This is a genomic window from Streptomyces sp. BA2, from assembly GCF_009769735.1.
In the GTDB taxonomy this organism is placed as follows: domain Bacteria; phylum Actinomycetota; class Actinomycetes; order Streptomycetales; family Streptomycetaceae; genus Streptomyces.
On sequence record NZ_WSRO01000002.1, the window covers coordinates 8,213,825 to 8,228,323 of the forward strand.

The window sequence follows — 14,499 nt, forward strand, 5'->3', positions numbered from 1 at the left end:
GGCCGTGCGCATTCTCGTCCTTGGCTCCACCGGCTACCTGGGCGGGCACATCGCCGAGCGGCTGCACGCCCTGCCGGGCGTGCGGCTGCTCCGCGGCGGCCGCGCCCCCTCGGACGACCTCCGGGTCGACCTCGCCCATATGACGCCCGCCGCACTGGCCGAGCAGCTGACCCGGGCCGAGCCCGACGCCGTGGTCAACTGCGTGGGCGCGGTCGGCGGCAGCGCGCTGACCCTCGCCGAGGTCAATTCCCGTGGCCCCGCGGCCCTGTGCGAGGCCATGCGGGCGGCGGCGCCCGACGCGCGCCTGGTGCATCTGGGCTCGGCGGCCGAGTACGGGCCGACCGGCATCGGCGAGCGGACGGAGGAAGGGGCCGCGGCCCGCCCGGTGGCCCCGTACGGAGCCACCAAGCTGGCCGGCACCCTGGCCGTCATCGACACGGAGCTCGACGCCCTCGTGCTGCGGGTCACGAACCCGGTGGGCCCCCGGGCCCCCCGCGCCGGACTGCCGGGGCGGCTCACCGCCGAGCTCGGCCGTGCGGTGGCCAGGACTCCGCACGCCACCGTCCAGGTCGGCGACCTGTCCGCGTACCGGGACTTCGTCGACGTACGCGATGTGGCGCACGCCGTCGCGCTCGCGGTGGCCCTGCCGGGGCGGCTGCCGCGCCTGCTCAACATCGGCAGCGGCCGTGCCGTGCCGGTGCGCGACCTGGTGCACGGCCTGGTCGGCGCGGCGGGCTTCACCGGGCGCGTGGAGGAGTCGCTCGGCAAGGTGGGCCGCTCGGTGGCCGTGCCCTGGCAGTGCGCCGACATCGGCGCCGCGGAACGGGAGTTGGGCTGGACGCCGACGTACTCCCTACGGGATTCCGTGACCGCTCTGTGGGTCGCCGACGGGGCGGCGCGGACGCGGCCGGAAGGCGCTGATGACGGCGCGCCGCGTCTCGCGCCCGCCGGCGGGGATTCGCGATGACCCTGCTGGTGCCGCTGTACGTACACCCGGCCGCGGACCCCGCGGCCTGGCAGGCGCTCGTGGCGGCCGCCCCTCAGCTGTACGGCATCGTCCTGAACGCCGCCGACGGCCCGGGTACGGCACCCGACCCCGCCTTCACCGCCGCCTCGCGGACACTGCGCGAGGCGGGGGTGCGGGTGCTCGGGTACGTCGACACGGCGTACGGGGAACGGCCGCTCGACGCCGTCGCCGACGACCTGGACCGGCACCGCGCCTGGTACGGCGTGGACGGCTGCTTCTTCGACCGGGTCGCGCCCGGCCGCCGCGAGCTGCGGCACTGCCGGCGCATGGTCCGCTCGGCGCGGGGGCGGGGCGCGGAGACCGTGGTCCTCAACCCGGGCGTGCATCCGGCGCCCGGTTACGCCCGCGCCGCCGACCTGCTCGTCACGTTCGAGGGGCACTGGACGACGTATCTGCGCTCGTTCGATGCCCCTTCCTGGACGGCCAAGCACCCCCCTGAGCACTTCTGCCACCTCGTCTACGGAGTGCCGCCCGCGCTGGCCCGTCTCGCCGGGCGCACCGCCGTGCAACGGGGCGCGGGGGTGCACTGCGCGGTGCCCGGCGCGGGGCCCAATCCCTGGACGCAGCCGCCGCCCGTGCCGTTGGCCGGGGGCGCGTCGTGAGGCAGCGCGCCATCTGGCTCGGTCCGCTCCTCGCCACCGTCCTGCTGCTCGCCGGCTGCTCGTCGGCGGACCGGGACGGCGGCGCCCCGGACCGCTGGCGGCCCCGGCCCGGCACCACGTGGCAGTGGCAGCTCGACGGCCGCGTCGACCCGCGCGTGGACGTGCCCGTCTACGACATCGACGGGTTCGAGAACCGCGCGTCCGACGTGGCCCGGCTGCACCGCGACGGACGCCGCGTCATCTGCTACATCAACGCCGGTGCCTGGGAGTCCTTCCGCCCCGACAGCGACGACTACCCCGCATCCGTCCTCGGCCGCGCCAACGGCTGGAAGGGCGAGCGCTGGCTCGACATCCGGCGCCTGGACGTGCTGCGCCCGCTCCTCGCGGAGCGCTTCGACATGTGCCGCCGCAAGGGCTTCGACGCGATCGAGCCCGACCTGCTCGACAGCTACCTCAACCGCACCGGATTCCCCCTGACCGCGCGCCACCAGCTGGCCTTCAACCGCATGGTCGCCCGCCTCGCCCACGACCGGGGCCTGTCCGTCGGCCTGAAGAACGACCTCCCGCAGATCCCACAGCTCGTGCGGGACTTCGACTTCGCTGTCAACGAGGAGTGCGCACAGTACGACGAGTGCGCCTCTCTCACGCCCTTCGTGAAGGCGGGCAAGGCGGTGCTGCACGTCGAATACGCCGTGCCCAACGAGAAGTTCTGCGCCCAGTCGCGTCGCCTCGGCCTGTCCTCCATGCGCAAGAAACTGAACCTGGGGGAGTGGCGCAGGCCCTGCTGAATCCCAGCCGTTTCCCTGCTGTTTCCCTGTTGAGGCGAGCGGGGGAAGCCGCGTAACTGATGATCTTGCCCTCGCGTTGGACGGCCGGGGCCCGGCACGCAGACCGGGCCATGACGAAGGCTTGAGGGTCACTCATCATGCATGACATCACCAGGAAGATCGTCGCGGGGATCGGCACCATGGCCGCCGCGCTCGGCTGTGTCATCGTCACCGGGCCGTCGGCGGTGGCCGACGGCGAGTGGTGCAACCACTCGGTCTGCATCAGGACCTACGACAGCGGCACCTACCTCGGCCGGGTCGAGGTGTCGGTCACCAACACCAACCAGCCGAACCGGATCCGCGCGCGCGTGTGGACCACGAACGGCTGGAGCGCCGACACCAAGGTGGAAGACGTCGCCAAGTTCCGCACCTACCGGGACCAGGCCTATCCGCAGCGCCACTTCCCGGCGGGCACCCGGCTCTGCGCGGAGGGCTTCCGGGGCGACAGCAGCGTGGGCCTTCCCTGCGTCACCCTCACCGACTGACGGCGCCGCGGTTCAGCCGTACTGGCGGCAGCGGCCGGGAAAGACGGCCTGGACGCGTGCGGTGAGAAGACCGAGGGCGGTCTGCGTGTCGGCGGGTACGGGGTCGGACCCGAGCTGCAGGGCAAGACCCTCGGTCAGGCAGTGCAGTTCGAGCGCGGCGAGGTCAGGGGCGGTGTCGTCCGGGACCTCGCCGCACTCCTTTCCGTTGTGGACGGCCGTGGCGAGCATCGAGCGGATGAGCCGGCCCGTCTCGCTGTGCGAGCGGGCCAGGTGGGGGTTGTCGACGGTGCGGCCCAGGAAGGCGAGCATCACCCGGTGCGCCGAGCGGCGGCGCGGGTCCACCGGGAGCCATTCGCCGAGTCCTTCGACGACCACGTCCCGGATCGGCGACCGCTGACGCGTGGCGCGTTCCCCCAGCGCCGAGACCCGGTCGAGGATCTTCTGGACGACGCGTTCGTGGGTGAAGAGCAGCATTTCGTCCTTGGTCGCGAAGTAGTGCTGCACGTGCCCCACGGAGAAACCCGCCGTCGCGGCGGTCCGCGCCACGGTGACCCGGTCGAGCCCCTCTTCGGTGACCAGCTTCTGTACGGCGTCGGCGACCTGGATGCGCCTTGCTTGGTGATCGACGACCTTCGGCATGCCGTCAGGGTATCCGTCGACGGGTCTTGCGGATCGTTTTAACCATATGCTCGTATGGTAAAAACGCTGGACGCGGGCAACTGGACGCAGACAGAAGGTGGCCACGGGCATGGCGATGGCACGAGTGATGACGTTGCGGGAGCGCGGGCGTCAACAGTGGTGGCGATCAAAGAAGTTGACGCGCGTCCTGCTGGTCGCGGGCGTACTGGCGGGCCTTGCCGCACCCGCCGCCGCGGCCGACGCGGGGGATTGGTCGGAGGTGGACACGTTCGTCGCCGAGCGACTGGACGCGACAGGCACGCCTGGTGCCGCACTGGCCGTCATCGAGGATGGCCGTGTCGTACATGAGCGGGGCTTCGGCGAGGACGGCCGGGGCCGGGCGGTCACGCCCGACACCCCCTTCTTATGGGGCTCTCTGTCCAAGCCCGTCACCGGCCTGGCCGTGATGCAGCAGGTGGAGGCGGGCCGCGTGGACCTCGACGCACCTGTGCGCACGTATCTGCCGTGGTTCCGCCTCGCCGACCCGGACGTCTCGGACCGCATCACCGTCCGCCACCTGCTCACCCACACCAGCGGCATCCCCACCGCCGCGTCCGGCGAGATCGGGGACCGCTACGACAACGAGCCCGGCGCGCTGGCCACCGCTGCCCGCGCGCTGGCGCATGTCGAGCCCGCCGACCGGCCCGGCGGCTCCTACGCCTACTCGAGTGCCGGTTACGCCGTACTCGGGGCCCTGGTCGAAGAGGTTTCCGGGCGGCCGTTCGGCACGTACCTGCACCAGAGGATCCTCGGCCCGCTCGGCATGGAGCACGCGGTCGCCACCGAGCGGGACTTCGTGCGGGAGTCGGTGGCGCCCGGCCACCGCTCCGTCTTCGGCGCCCAGGTCCCGTTCGACGCGCCCTACGACACCTCGGGCGTCCCTTACGGCCATGTGGGCGGCAGCGTACGGGACTTGGCCCGCTTCGCCCTGGCGGAGCTTGGGGGAGGTGAACTGGACGGGCGGCGGCTGCTGTCGGAGAAAGGCATCGCCGAAACCCAGCGCGGCCACGTCGAAAGCAGTGCCGAGCGCTACGGCCTCGGCTGGTCGGTCGGCACGCTCGAGGGCACGGGGGAACGCATGGTCTGGCACGACGGGGCACTTCCCGGCTACCAAGCCATGCTGATCATGCTGCCCGACAGCGATCGTGCCGTGATCGTCCTGCAGAACGCCTACCACCAGCTGCGGGCCAAGGAGTTCGGCGACGCTGCGACGGGAGCTGCGCAGCTGCTGTCGGAGGCGGAACCCCGCACCACGCCGACCGACCCGCTGGCCGTCGCGCTGCCCTGGATCTCGGCGGCCGTCGCGGGAGGACTGCTGCTGAGTGTGGCCGCCCCCGCCCTGCGTCGGCTGCCGGGCCGTCGCGCCGCGGCCCGCGCCCGCTCCCGACGCAGGATCGTCGCGACCACTCTCGCGTCGGTCGCCGCCGCGCTGGGTGTCGCGGCGCTCCTGTGGCGGCTGCCCTCAGCTCTCGGCGGCACGTTCCCGATGGCGTTGCTGTGGCTGCCCGATGTGGGGTGGGGCCTGGTCACCGCCGTCACGCTGGCCTTGGCGCTCGCCGTGGAGCGTGCGGTACTCGGCGTCCTGGACATGCGGCGGTGCGGCCCCACGCTCGGCCCCCGCGAGAACCGGCCGGTAGCCTTGAAGCGACGCCCTCCCCGCCCCGCGGGTGACGTGCAGGGGGCGGCGTCCAAGTCCGGGTGAAATCCCCGCAGTGGCCCAGGTCCAGGGCGATGGCCGACACCAGGTCCGTGCGGGTGATCACTCCGCCCGTGCTGGTGAGCCCCTCCAGGACGCCGCGGCGGGTGGCCTCCGGTCCAGGAGGGCGCCCGGGCGCCCCGTCCGACGTGGCGGGACACCCCGATCGCACCCAGAATGACCGGCACGACCCTTCATCGGAACGGAGCCGCTGTTGCTGTCCGCCGTCCTCGGCCTGCTCGCCGTCCTCGTCCTGACCGCGGGCACCGGATACTTCGTCGCGCAGGAGTTCGCGTACGTGGCCGCGGACCGGCTCGCGCTGGCCCGGGAGGCCGAAGCGGGCGACAGGCGGGCGGCCCGGGCCGTGCGGGTCCTCGGACGGCTGTCGTTCATGCTGTCGGGTGCCCAGCTCGGCATCACCGTCACCGGTCTGGTCGTCGGCTTCCTCGCCGAGCCGTCCGTGTCCGGGCTCCTGAAGCCCGCCCTGGACGGCACCGGCCTCTCGGACGGCGTCGTCTCCGCCCTCTCCGTGGTCATCGGCTTCGTCGTCGCCACCGTGCTCCAGATGGTCATCGGCGAGCTCGCTCCCAAGAACCTCGCGCTCGCTGTCCCCGACCGGCTCGCCAAGTCCCTCGCCGCCTCCACGCTGACCTATCTGAAGGTCGTCGGCCCTGTCGTCCGTGTCTTCGACGGCGCCGCCAACCGGCTGCTGCGCCGCATCGGCATCGAGCCCGTCGAGGAACTGCACCACGGAGCCACGCTCGAAGAGCTCAGCCACCTCATCGGCGAGTCCCACGAGCACGGACAGCTGCCGCGCGAGAGCGCCGAACTCCTCGACCACGCCCTGGAGTTCTCCGAGCGCACACTGGACGAGGTGATGGTGCCGCGGGTGGACGTCACATTCGTACGCAAGGACGCCACGGCGGACGAGGCCGTGCGGCTCATCGCCGAACACGGGCACTCGAACTATCCCGTCATGGGTGACCACCCGGACGACGTCGCAGGCGTCCTCGGGGTGCGCGAGCTGATGCGGCTGCCCGCCCCTTACTTCGAGAGCGTCACGGCGGGTGAGCAGGCCCGGCGGCCCCTGCTGCTGCCCGACACCCTGCCGCTGCCGGGCGCGGTGGCGCAGATGCGCGAGCGGGACGACGAGTTCGCGGTCGTACTCGACGAGCACGGCGGCGTGGCGGGCATCGTGACGTACGAGGACATCGCCGAGGAACTCGTCGGGGACATCGCCGACGAGTCCGACACCGTCGTCGAACTCGCCGTCGCGGACGGAGCGGGCTGGTTCGTCGACGCGGGCCGCCGCCTGGACGAGGTGGCCGAAGCGACCGGCATCGACCTGCCCGAGGAGGACGACTACGACACCGTGGCCGGTCTTGTCGTCGACCGGCTCGGCCGCTTCCCCGCCATCGGCGACCGCCTGACCGTGGAGCTTCCGGACGGCAGCCGCGTCGCCGTCGCCGTACTGGGCCTCGACCGCCACGTCCCGGAGCGCGTACGGATCGAGCGCCTGCCGGGGGCGGACGCGCCGACCGCCGAGGAGGCGTCCGCGTGAGCTTCCCCGTGGCCCTCTTCGTCACCGTCCTGCTGCTGATCGCCAGCGGATTCTTCGTCGCCGCGGAGTTCGCGCTCGTCGCCGCCAAACGGCACCGCATGGAGCGCGCGGTCGCCGCCGGGCAGCGCGGCGCCAAGTCCGCGCTCGCGGGCATGCGGGAGCTGTCCCTGATGCTCGCCGGGGCCCAACTCGGCATCACCGTCTGCACCTTGGGACTCGGCTCGGTCTCCAAGCCCGCGATCTCCCACGCACTCGACCCGCTCCTGGCGAGGCTGGGCCTGCCCGCCGGGCTCAGCTACGGCATCGCCTTCGCGCTCGCCATGGTCGTCGTGGTGTTCCTGCACATGGTCGTCGGCGAGATGGCCCCCAAGTCCTGGGCCATCGCCCACCCCGAGCGCTCGGCGATGCTGCTCACCCCGCCCTTCCGGGCCGTCGTCAAGGTCGTACGTCCCCTGCTCATCCTCCTCAACAAGGTCAGCAATCAGCTCGTCCGGCTGTGCAAGGTAACCCCGCGCGACGAACTCACCTCGGTGCACAACCGCGAGCAACTCGCCCATCTCGTCGAGGAGTCGTGGCGGCTCGGCCTGATCAGCGATGCCGACTCCGGCCTCATCACGTCCTCGCTCACCGTGCCGCTGACCGCGGTCGGCGACCTCCAGACCACGGCCGCGCGGATCACATCCGTACCGGCCGACGCGAGCATCGACGAGGTCCTCGAGGTGGCCGCGGCGAGCGACCGCACCCGGCTCCTCGTCCGGGACGGCGCCACCGTCCTCGGCTCGGTGCACGCCCGTGACGCCCTGGTGGCCCGCGCCCGGAGCCGTGCCCTGACCGCCCGCGAGCTGGCGCGCCCCGTCCCGGAGCTCGCCGCTGACGACACCCTCGCCCACGCCGTCGAGGAACTGCGCGGCCGCCGCGCCTCGCTCGCCGTGCTCTGCGACGAATCGGGCCGCCTCACCGGCCTGGTCAGCCTGGACGACCTGCTCGCCCGCCTGATGGAACCGCGACGGCCGGTCTGACGGCCGCCCGGTTCTCCACTCCCCGGCCCGCTCCGATGCGCCCCTCCTGGCACGAAAAACCATCCGGTACGGGGATATGCGGGGGTCGTTCCCTGTGGCTACTGTGCTCGCAATGTCCCGCCCCGGCGAAGCCATCCCTCGCCACCCGGCAGTACGCGTGAGCGCGGCACCGCGGTGAAGTTCCGAAGACGGCCTCCTCCCTGCCCGCAGGCGGTCACCTACCGATGCGCCCCGGCGACGGTGGCGGCGGGCTGCCAGGTCATCACGCTCCTCGACGGCGACGGCCGGAACATCGGGCACCTCGCCTTCCGGATGTGCCATCCGTGCGCCACCGCCCACGTCGACACCATCGCGATCGCCGGCCCCTGGCAGCGCATGGGCCTGGGACGCGAGGCACTCCACCGAGCCACCGACCCCTGGCCCGGCTACGCGTGGACCACCTCCCGGCAGTCCGCCGACGGCCGGAAGTTCTTCGCCGTGATGGCGGAGGAGACGGGCATGGATTTTGTGCCGGGAGCCGCGGGATGCCCTCATATCACCGCTCCACCACGGGGGTTCGGGCCCGGCGGTGCGCTGCTCTGAGCCGCCTGCCGCCGGGCGATCCGCACGCGATAGCGTCACCGCCGTGACGATCAACGCGCGTGGGGCCACCCCTGACTCCGCCGGACACTCGGAGGTGTTCGGCGGGCAAGGACGAACAGGACGGCGCGTCGCCGACCTCGTCGTACTCCTGACACCGCCCCTCCTGCTGGTGGTGCCCGCGCTGCTGATCCGGGCGCGGTCGATCGACGACGGATACCTCTTCCTCAACCTCGCCTCGCTCGGCATCAGCGCTCTGGTGGCGGCCTACGCCCAGATGGGCTGGCACGCCCGCCCGCACGACGGTGACCTGCTCTCCGCCCGCACACTGAGCGGGCGGCGCACCGTCGACCTCGCCCGGCTCACCAAGGTCGGCCGTCTGGAGGTGCCGGGTCAGGCCCGCACCGACGACCGGCTCATCCTCACCGACGCGCACGGAGTGCGGCTCATCCTCGACAAGCTCGCGGGCGGCGACGAGACGGTCGACGCCCTGGTGCGCAGGGCTCTCCTCAGCAGGCCCCCGGGCGCGGGAGTGGTCGTCTCCGACCGGGCCGCCGAACGCCTCGACCTGAGTACGGAGGTGCGCCGCCCGCACGGCCGCCTCAAGGCGGGGCGCACCGTCCGCGAAGGAGTCATAGGCTGGATACCGATCCTGTCGGTCGTCGTGTTCGCGCCGGTGAGCTTCGGCCTCCTGGTGGCGGGCTTCCTGCTCTCCGGCGTCGACTGACGTCCGACGCGGGGCCCGCCAGGCATGGCAGGCCCCTGACCGGGGCACTCGGGAACCCGGCGCGTACGGCGCGCCCTCGTTTCTGGGGAGGACATGATGACGCCGTCCATACTGGGCACCCGCGGCCGGACCAAGAGGGCCGTAGGCCGCCGCTCGGCGGAGAAGGAAACGCTGACGGCGGCAGGCCGGGCCGGGTTCGTCGCCCGCGGTGTCGTCTACGTCCTCATCGGCGTGCTGGCCCTGCGGATCGCCCTCGGAAGCGGGGGTAAGCAGGCCGACCGGCAGGGAGCCCTGGCTCAGGTCGCCGAGCAGCCCTTCGGCAAGGCGATGCTGTGGGCACTGGTCGTCGGCTTTGGCTGCATGGCGCTGTGGCGGGGCTCCCGCGCTCTGAACCGCGGACCGCGCAGGAAGGCCGGATCCCGGGCCCTCGACGGCGGAAGGGCTGTCTTCTACGTCTTCGTCTGCTGGGCGACCGCCTCGTACGCCGCCGGGGGAAGCCAGGGCTCAAGCGGCGACGCCAAGTCGCAGGACTGGACGAAGTCCGCGCTCGAACTCCCCTACGGCCGCATCCTGGTGGGCGCCGCGGGCTGCGTGCTGATCGGCGTCGGGGTCGTGCTCGCCGTACGGGCGATGATGCGCCGCTTCCTGCGGCAGCTGGACCTCAGCTCCCTCAAGGGCCGCTCGCGGCAGGTCGTCACGGCCCTGGGCGTGACCGGCGGCGCTGCACGTGGCGCCGTGTTCGCCGCCGCGGGCATCTTCATCGTGACGGCGGCCGTCCAGTTCGACCCGGACGAGGCCAAGGGCGTGGACGCGACGCTCCGCAGCTTCGCGCATACCCCCGTAGGCCCCTGGCTCCTGGCCGCCGTCGCGGCCGGACTCATCCTCTTCGGCGTCTTCTCCTTCGCCTCCGCGCGCTGGCGGAGGCTGTGAGAGGACCGCGTGCGGCCGGCCTAGACGGGCGCCGTCTCGTCGGCCTTGAACGCGCCACCGTGACCCGGCACGATCACATCGGCGGCGGCGAGGACCCGCAGCCGTGACGTGCGCAGTGTCGTGTGGTCCGGGGCCACCGGGTCGTCCACCGGTCCGTTCGGCCGCCACCACAGGTCGCCCACGAACGCGATCGTGCCCTCGGCCGTGCCCGCGAGCAGCGTGATGTCCTCGCGGCTGTGCCCCGGAGTGCGGATCAGCCGCAGGGACGGGGTGAGTTCATGGCCCTCCGCGTCACGGTCGGTCCACTGGTCGTTCTCGTAGATCGCCTTGTGGTCATGGACCCGGGCCCGGCCGAACAGACCCACGTTCATGGTGTTGTCGGGGTGGTGGTGGCTGAGCACGACGTCCGTGATGTCGTCCGGGCCGAGGCCCAACTCCGCGAGCGGGCCCAGGATCCGGTCCCGGCTCGCCACCATGCCCGGGTCGACGATCACGTGCCGGTCGGCGTCGCGGACGTAGGAGACGGTGGCGGCGACTCCGGGACCGGTCGAGCCGGTATAGCCGGTGGTCAGGATCGTGTATACGGCGCTGCGGGCGAGCGGGGCGTCTGTCCGCGCGACTGTCTCTGTGGCTGTCCGTGTGACTGTCTGTGCGTCTCTCATGCCAATGAGTCTTCCGGGCGGGCGGCCCGGCAACGAGTGGCCCTTCTGCCACTGATCGCAGGAAACGTGCCACACGTGCCACACTTCCGTATGCCGCCTTTCGTGACCATCGCCGCCTACGCCCCGAAGGGCGTCGGCATTCTCGGCGCCGGCATCGTCTCCGAGGTGTTCGACGAACGGGGGCCCGGCCTGCCCCGCTTCGACTTCGCCCTGTGCACCGACCGGCCGGGGCAGGTCCGCACCGACGCGGGAGTGCCGATCACCGTGGAGCACGGCCTGGAGCGGCTCGCCGTCGCCGACCTCGTGATCGCCCTGCCCTGGGCCGACTTCCGTACGCCGCCCGCGCCTGCCGTGCTCGACGCGCTCACCGCGGCGCACGAGCGGGGCGGGCTCGTCGCGGGGCACTGTGTCGGCGCGTTCGCCCTGGCCGCGGCGGGGCTGCTCGACGGGCGGCGCGCCACCACCCACTGGCGTTTCGCGGAGCTCCTTGCCCAGCGGTACCCGGACGTCACCGTCGAGGCCGAGGCGCTTTACATCGACGAAGGGCAGGTCGTCACGGGCGCGGGAGCCGCCGCGGGCTTCGACCTCAGCCTGCATCTGCTCAGACGCGAGTACGGCGCGGCGACGGCCAACACCATCGCCCGGGACCTGGTCCTGCCCTCCCACCGCGACGGCGGACAGGCCCAGTACCTCGCCGCCCCCGTCCCGGAGGACTGCCAGGACGACCGTCTCGCCGAGGTGCTCGCCTGGGCCCGCGCGCATCTGCACGAGCCGCTGCCCGTCGCGGAGCTGGCCCGCCGCGCCCTGATGAGCAGGCGTTCCTTCGCCCGCCGCTTCACCGCGGCGACCGGCACCACCCCGCACGCCTGGCTGGTCAACCTGCGGCTGAGCAGCGCCGAGGAACTCCTGGAGACCACCGACCTGCCGGTGGAGGAGATCGCCCACCGGGTCGGATACGGCAGCGCGGCCGTCCTGCGCGAGCAGTTCGTACGCCGCCGGGGCGTGCCGCCGCGGTCCTACCGACGCGCGTTCACGCGGGCGCCCTAGGAGAACGAGGGCATCTCGCCCTCGGTGGTCGTCAGGTCGATGACGCTGAAGGCGGCGCCCTGCTGGTCGGCGACCGTGGCGAAGCGGCCGAAGGGGCTGTCCATCGGGCCGAAGAACAGCTGGCCGCCGAGCTTGGTGACGGTGGCGATCGCGGCGTCACAGTTGTCCACGGCGAAGTGCACGTTGATGAACGGCGGCACGTCCGGCGGGAAGTCCTCGGTCATCTTGAGGCGGCCGAGCACCGGCTCGCCGCCGACCTCGAAGACGCTGAAGTCGACATCGTCGACGTCCATCCTCTTCGCCTCGAACGGGAAGACAGAGGGCAGGAACGCGTCCGTCGCCGCCGGGTCCCGCGTGGTGAGCTCCGCCCAGCAGTACGCGCCGGCCTCGCCGGTCTTCTCGAAGCCCTGGTGGGTGTCCGGCTGCCAGACGCTGAAGTACGCGCCGCTCGGCTCCCGGGCCGTCACCATGGTGCCGAACTCGCCGACCCGCATCGGCTCCACGGCGATGGTTCCGCCGCTGTCACGGATCTTCGCGGCCGTCGCGGCGGCGTCGGGCGACGCGAAGTAGAGGTTCCAGGCGGCGGGGCCGTCCATGCCCTGCATCTGCGGCATGACCGCCGCCACGGCCTTGCCGTCCGAGCGCGCCTGCGTGTAGCCGCCGAACTCTTCCGAGCCGGCGTCGAACGTCCAGCCGAGCAGCTCGCCGTAGAAGCTCTTCGCGGCCTCCACGTCGGGGAAAATCGCGTCCGCCCAGCAGGGCGTACCTTCCGGGTGCGCAGCCATCGCGAGGGCCTCCAGTTCCGGCGGTTTCCTGAGGATTTCACGCTATTCGAACGAAGGCGCCCGCGCCCGTCGAACCCCGATCCCGGCGGCCCCCGTGAGCCAGGGTCACCGCGCGCCGAAGTTCTGCGTCCACCAGGGGCCGCCGCTGCCCTGCCGGTAGCCGATGCCGATCTCCTTGAAGGAGCAGTTGAGGATGTTGGCGCGGTGGCCGGAGCTGTTCATCCAGGAGTCCATCACGGCAGAGGGGGTGCGCTGGCCCGCCGCGATGTTCTCGCCGTAGGTGCTCCACTTGTAGCCCGCCGCCGTGACCCGGTCGCCGGGGTCCTCGCCGTCGGGGTTCGTGTGGTCGAAGAAGTCGCGCTCGGCCATGTCGTCGGAGTGGCCCTGCGCCGCGTCTCCCAGCTTGCTGTTGAGGGTCAGCGGGCCGCAGCCGCTCTTGGCGCGCTCGGCGTTCGCGAGCCGGGTGACCTCTTCGCTGTACGAGTTGCCCGCCGGGGCCTGCGGGGCCTGGGGCGCGCTGCTGGTGCGGGTGGGCTTCGGTGTGGTCGCCTTCGGCTTCGGCGCCTTGGTCTTCGACGGCGTGGGCTTGGGGGACGGCTTCCGCGTCTTGCTGGGGGAGGCGGAGGGGGACTTGCCCGGCTTGGACGCCGTGGTGGAGGGAGCCGCCGGGGAGGGCGGCTGCGAGGCGGTGAGCGACTGTGCTTCCGTCTGCTCGTCGTCCGAGGGGCGCGTGGCCGAGTAGATGACCCCGGTCGCGACGACGAGCACGGCGACCCCCGCCGCCACGGTCCGGCTCTTGCGCGGCATCCGGTGGCGCTTGGCCGCATGTCTCGCCGGAGCGCTCCGGGAGCCGGATATCTCGTACGGATCGGCCGCTGTGCGGTGTGCGTCGGCCGATATGTGCGGGGAGCCGGCCGCCAGGTGGTGTGCGTCGGCCGCGAGGTGGTGTGCGTCGGCCGCGCTCGCCGCGCGTATCGCACCGGGGGCGGCCAGCGCGGCGGACAGCGGCACCAGGGCGAGGCCCACCAGCAGACGCTCGGCGAGCACCAGGCCGGCGCCGTGGCCCGAGCACATCGCGCAGTCACGGACGTGCCGGGCCAGGCGCTTGCGCCACAGGGCGGAAGGCGTGCCGTCCCAGGGGGCCACGACTTCGCCCAGGTACGGGCACCGAGGCGCCGCGGCCAGCGCGCGGACCACGATCCGGGCCGTCTCCAGCTGTGTCTTCATCCGCTGGACGCGGACCGTGGCGTGCTGCGTCGGCAGCTCCATGGCGGCGGCGACCTCCGACCGGGTGAGCTCGCCGGAGACCTCGAGCCACCACAGCGAAAGGAGCGCGCGGTCGTCGGTGTCCAGCCATCGCGTGGCCTCGGCCACCTCCCGGCGCTGCCCCACCAGGCCGAGCCGGATGATGGTCAGGTCGACGAAGTCGGCGCCGGGGTCAGCGACGTCGTGCGCCTCGTGGAGCGGGCTCGGGCTCTTCTGGCCGGACGCACGCTGCTGCCAGTGCCTGCGGATCTCGTTCATGGCGATGGCCACGAGCCAGGACCGGAAGCTCGCCGGGTCGCGGAGCGACGCCAGTCCTGCCAGTGCCCGCAGCATGGTTTCCTGCACGACGTCGTCGACGTCGGCATGGCCGTCGAGCGCCCGCCCGACGATGTTGTAGACCAGCGGCAGGTATCCGGCCACCAGCTCGTCCTGCGCCTGCTGGTCCCCGGTCTGCGCCGCCGTCACCAGAGGATCGTGTTCACCGATCATGGACTGCCTCACTCGCTTTCTTCGTCGGCACGTTTCTGGCCTTACACCTGGGAGATCGCGGGAGCGTACGGAGATAACAGAAAACCGCGGACGGAATCCGCGAACAGAAATCCGGGCCG

At 72.3% G+C, this 14,499-nt stretch carries 15 protein-coding genes; 11 read left to right on the forward strand and 4 right to left on the reverse strand.

Features of this window, described 5'->3' with window-relative positions; all coding sequences use genetic code 11:
- The first annotated feature begins 4 nt into the window (after positions 1-4).
- The 4 genes from E5671_RS39375 (at position 5) to E5671_RS39390 (ending at position 2,941) form a co-directional block, all read left to right on the forward strand.
- Positions 5-967: an NAD-dependent epimerase/dehydratase family protein gene (locus tag E5671_RS39375; protein ID WP_160509005.1), complete on the forward strand. Its 963-nt coding sequence runs from the start codon at positions 5-7 to the stop codon at positions 965-967.
- Positions 964-1,629 (forward strand): spherulation-specific family 4 protein, encoded by a 666-nt coding sequence (locus E5671_RS39380; RefSeq protein WP_160509006.1) that lies wholly within the window; start codon positions 964-966, stop codon positions 1,627-1,629. The genes E5671_RS39375 and E5671_RS39380 overlap by 4 nt, the downstream gene beginning before the upstream one ends.
- A complete protein-coding gene (locus E5671_RS39385; protein WP_160509007.1) occupies positions 1,626-2,417 on the forward strand; it encodes an endo alpha-1,4 polygalactosaminidase in 792 nt (263 codons plus the stop codon). Before E5671_RS39380 ends, E5671_RS39385 begins: the two co-directional genes overlap by 4 nt.
- Before the next feature lie 137 nt (positions 2,418-2,554).
- Complete coding sequence (locus tag E5671_RS39390) at positions 2,555-2,941, forward strand: hypothetical protein (protein ID WP_160509008.1); 387 nt, start codon at positions 2,555-2,557, stop codon at positions 2,939-2,941.
- Between the two features lie 12 nt (positions 2,942-2,953).
- Here the strand turns inward: E5671_RS39390 and E5671_RS39395 are convergent, their stop codons facing one another.
- Positions 2,954-3,580, reverse strand: coding sequence for a TetR/AcrR family transcriptional regulator (locus E5671_RS39395; RefSeq protein WP_160509009.1), 627 nt, complete (start codon positions 3,578-3,580; stop codon positions 2,954-2,956).
- A gap of 109 nt (positions 3,581-3,689) precedes the next feature.
- On the opposite strand from E5671_RS39395, the gene E5671_RS39400 reads away from it, so the two are divergent.
- From E5671_RS39400 to E5671_RS39425, 6 genes are all read left to right on the forward strand, one after another.
- Positions 3,690-5,321, forward strand: coding sequence for a serine hydrolase domain-containing protein (locus tag E5671_RS39400; protein ID WP_160509010.1), 1,632 nt, complete (start codon positions 3,690-3,692; stop codon positions 5,319-5,321).
- A 211-nt stretch (positions 5,322-5,532) separates the two neighbouring features.
- Positions 5,533-6,876 carry a hemolysin family protein gene (locus tag E5671_RS39405; protein WP_160510707.1) on the forward strand — a complete coding sequence of 448 codons (1,344 nt, stop codon included), beginning with the start codon at positions 5,533-5,535 and terminating at the stop codon, positions 6,874-6,876.
- Positions 6,873-7,895 carry a CNNM domain-containing protein gene (locus E5671_RS39410; protein WP_160509011.1) on the forward strand — a complete coding sequence of 341 codons (1,023 nt, stop codon included), beginning with the start codon at positions 6,873-6,875 and terminating at the stop codon, positions 7,893-7,895. The genes E5671_RS39405 and E5671_RS39410 overlap by 4 nt, the downstream gene beginning before the upstream one ends.
- A gap of 174 nt (positions 7,896-8,069) precedes the next feature.
- Entirely contained in the window at positions 8,070-8,477 is a 408-nt protein-coding gene (locus E5671_RS39415; RefSeq protein ID WP_160509012.1) for a GNAT family N-acetyltransferase, read from the forward strand.
- 43 nt (positions 8,478-8,520) lie between these two features.
- The gene (locus tag E5671_RS39420) at positions 8,521-9,201 is read left to right on the forward strand and encodes a hypothetical protein (protein WP_160509013.1); all 681 of its coding nucleotides are present in this window, start codon (positions 8,521-8,523) and stop codon (positions 9,199-9,201) included.
- A 96-nt stretch (positions 9,202-9,297) separates the two neighbouring features.
- Positions 9,298-10,131, forward strand: coding sequence for a DUF1206 domain-containing protein (locus tag E5671_RS39425; RefSeq protein ID WP_160509014.1), 834 nt, complete (start codon positions 9,298-9,300; stop codon positions 10,129-10,131).
- A 20-nt stretch (positions 10,132-10,151) separates the two neighbouring features.
- Here the strand turns inward: E5671_RS39425 and E5671_RS39430 are convergent, their stop codons facing one another.
- Positions 10,152-10,793, reverse strand: a complete 642-nt coding sequence (locus E5671_RS39430) for an MBL fold metallo-hydrolase (protein ID WP_160509015.1) — start codon at positions 10,791-10,793, stop codon at positions 10,152-10,154.
- Between the two features lie 90 nt (positions 10,794-10,883).
- On the opposite strand from E5671_RS39430, the gene E5671_RS39435 reads away from it, so the two are divergent.
- Positions 10,884-11,840 carry a GlxA family transcriptional regulator gene (locus tag E5671_RS39435; protein ID WP_160509016.1) on the forward strand — a complete coding sequence of 319 codons (957 nt, stop codon included), beginning with the start codon at positions 10,884-10,886 and terminating at the stop codon, positions 11,838-11,840.
- Here E5671_RS39435 and E5671_RS39440 read toward each other — a convergent pair.
- Together E5671_RS39440 and E5671_RS39445 are read right to left on the reverse strand one after the other, a co-directional pair.
- The gene (locus tag E5671_RS39440; protein WP_160509017.1) at positions 11,837-12,625 is read right to left on the reverse strand and encodes a VOC family protein; all 789 of its coding nucleotides are present in this window, start codon (positions 12,623-12,625) and stop codon (positions 11,837-11,839) included. The genes E5671_RS39435 and E5671_RS39440 overlap by 4 nt on opposite strands.
- Before the next feature lie 105 nt (positions 12,626-12,730).
- On the reverse strand, positions 12,731-14,380 hold the full coding sequence (locus E5671_RS39445; protein WP_202121438.1) for a sigma-70 family RNA polymerase sigma factor: 1,650 nt from the start codon (positions 14,378-14,380) through the stop codon (positions 12,731-12,733).
- Between the last annotated feature and the right edge of the window lie 119 nt (positions 14,381-14,499).

Bases quoted from the DNA above. Each gene is read 5' to 3' on its own strand.
- E5671_RS39380 (WP_160509006.1), top strand. From the start codon at position 964: ATGACCCTGCTGGTGCCGCTGTACGTACACCCGGCCGCGGACCCCGCG.
- E5671_RS39435 (WP_160509016.1), top strand. From the start codon at position 10,884: ATGCCGCCTTTCGTGACCATCGCCGCCTACGCCCCGAAGGGCGTCGGC.
- E5671_RS39395 (WP_160509009.1), bottom strand. From the start codon at position 3,580: ATGCCGAAGGTCGTCGATCACCAAGCAAGGCGCATCCAGGTCGCCGAC.
- E5671_RS39390 (WP_160509008.1), top strand. From the start codon at position 2,555: ATGCATGACATCACCAGGAAGATCGTCGCGGGGATCGGCACCATGGCC.
- E5671_RS39445 (WP_202121438.1), bottom strand. From the start codon at position 14,380: ATGATCGGTGAACACGATCCTCTGGTGACGGCGGCGCAGACCGGGGAC.
- E5671_RS39400 (WP_160509010.1), top strand. From the start codon at position 3,690: ATGGCGATGGCACGAGTGATGACGTTGCGGGAGCGCGGGCGTCAACAG.
- E5671_RS39440 (WP_160509017.1), bottom strand. From the start codon at position 12,625: ATGGCTGCGCACCCGGAAGGTACGCCCTGCTGGGCGGACGCGATTTTC.
- E5671_RS39425 (WP_160509014.1), top strand. From the start codon at position 9,298: ATGACGCCGTCCATACTGGGCACCCGCGGCCGGACCAAGAGGGCCGTA.
- E5671_RS39430 (WP_160509015.1), bottom strand. From the start codon at position 10,793: ATGAGAGACGCACAGACAGTCACACGGACAGCCACAGAGACAGTCGCG.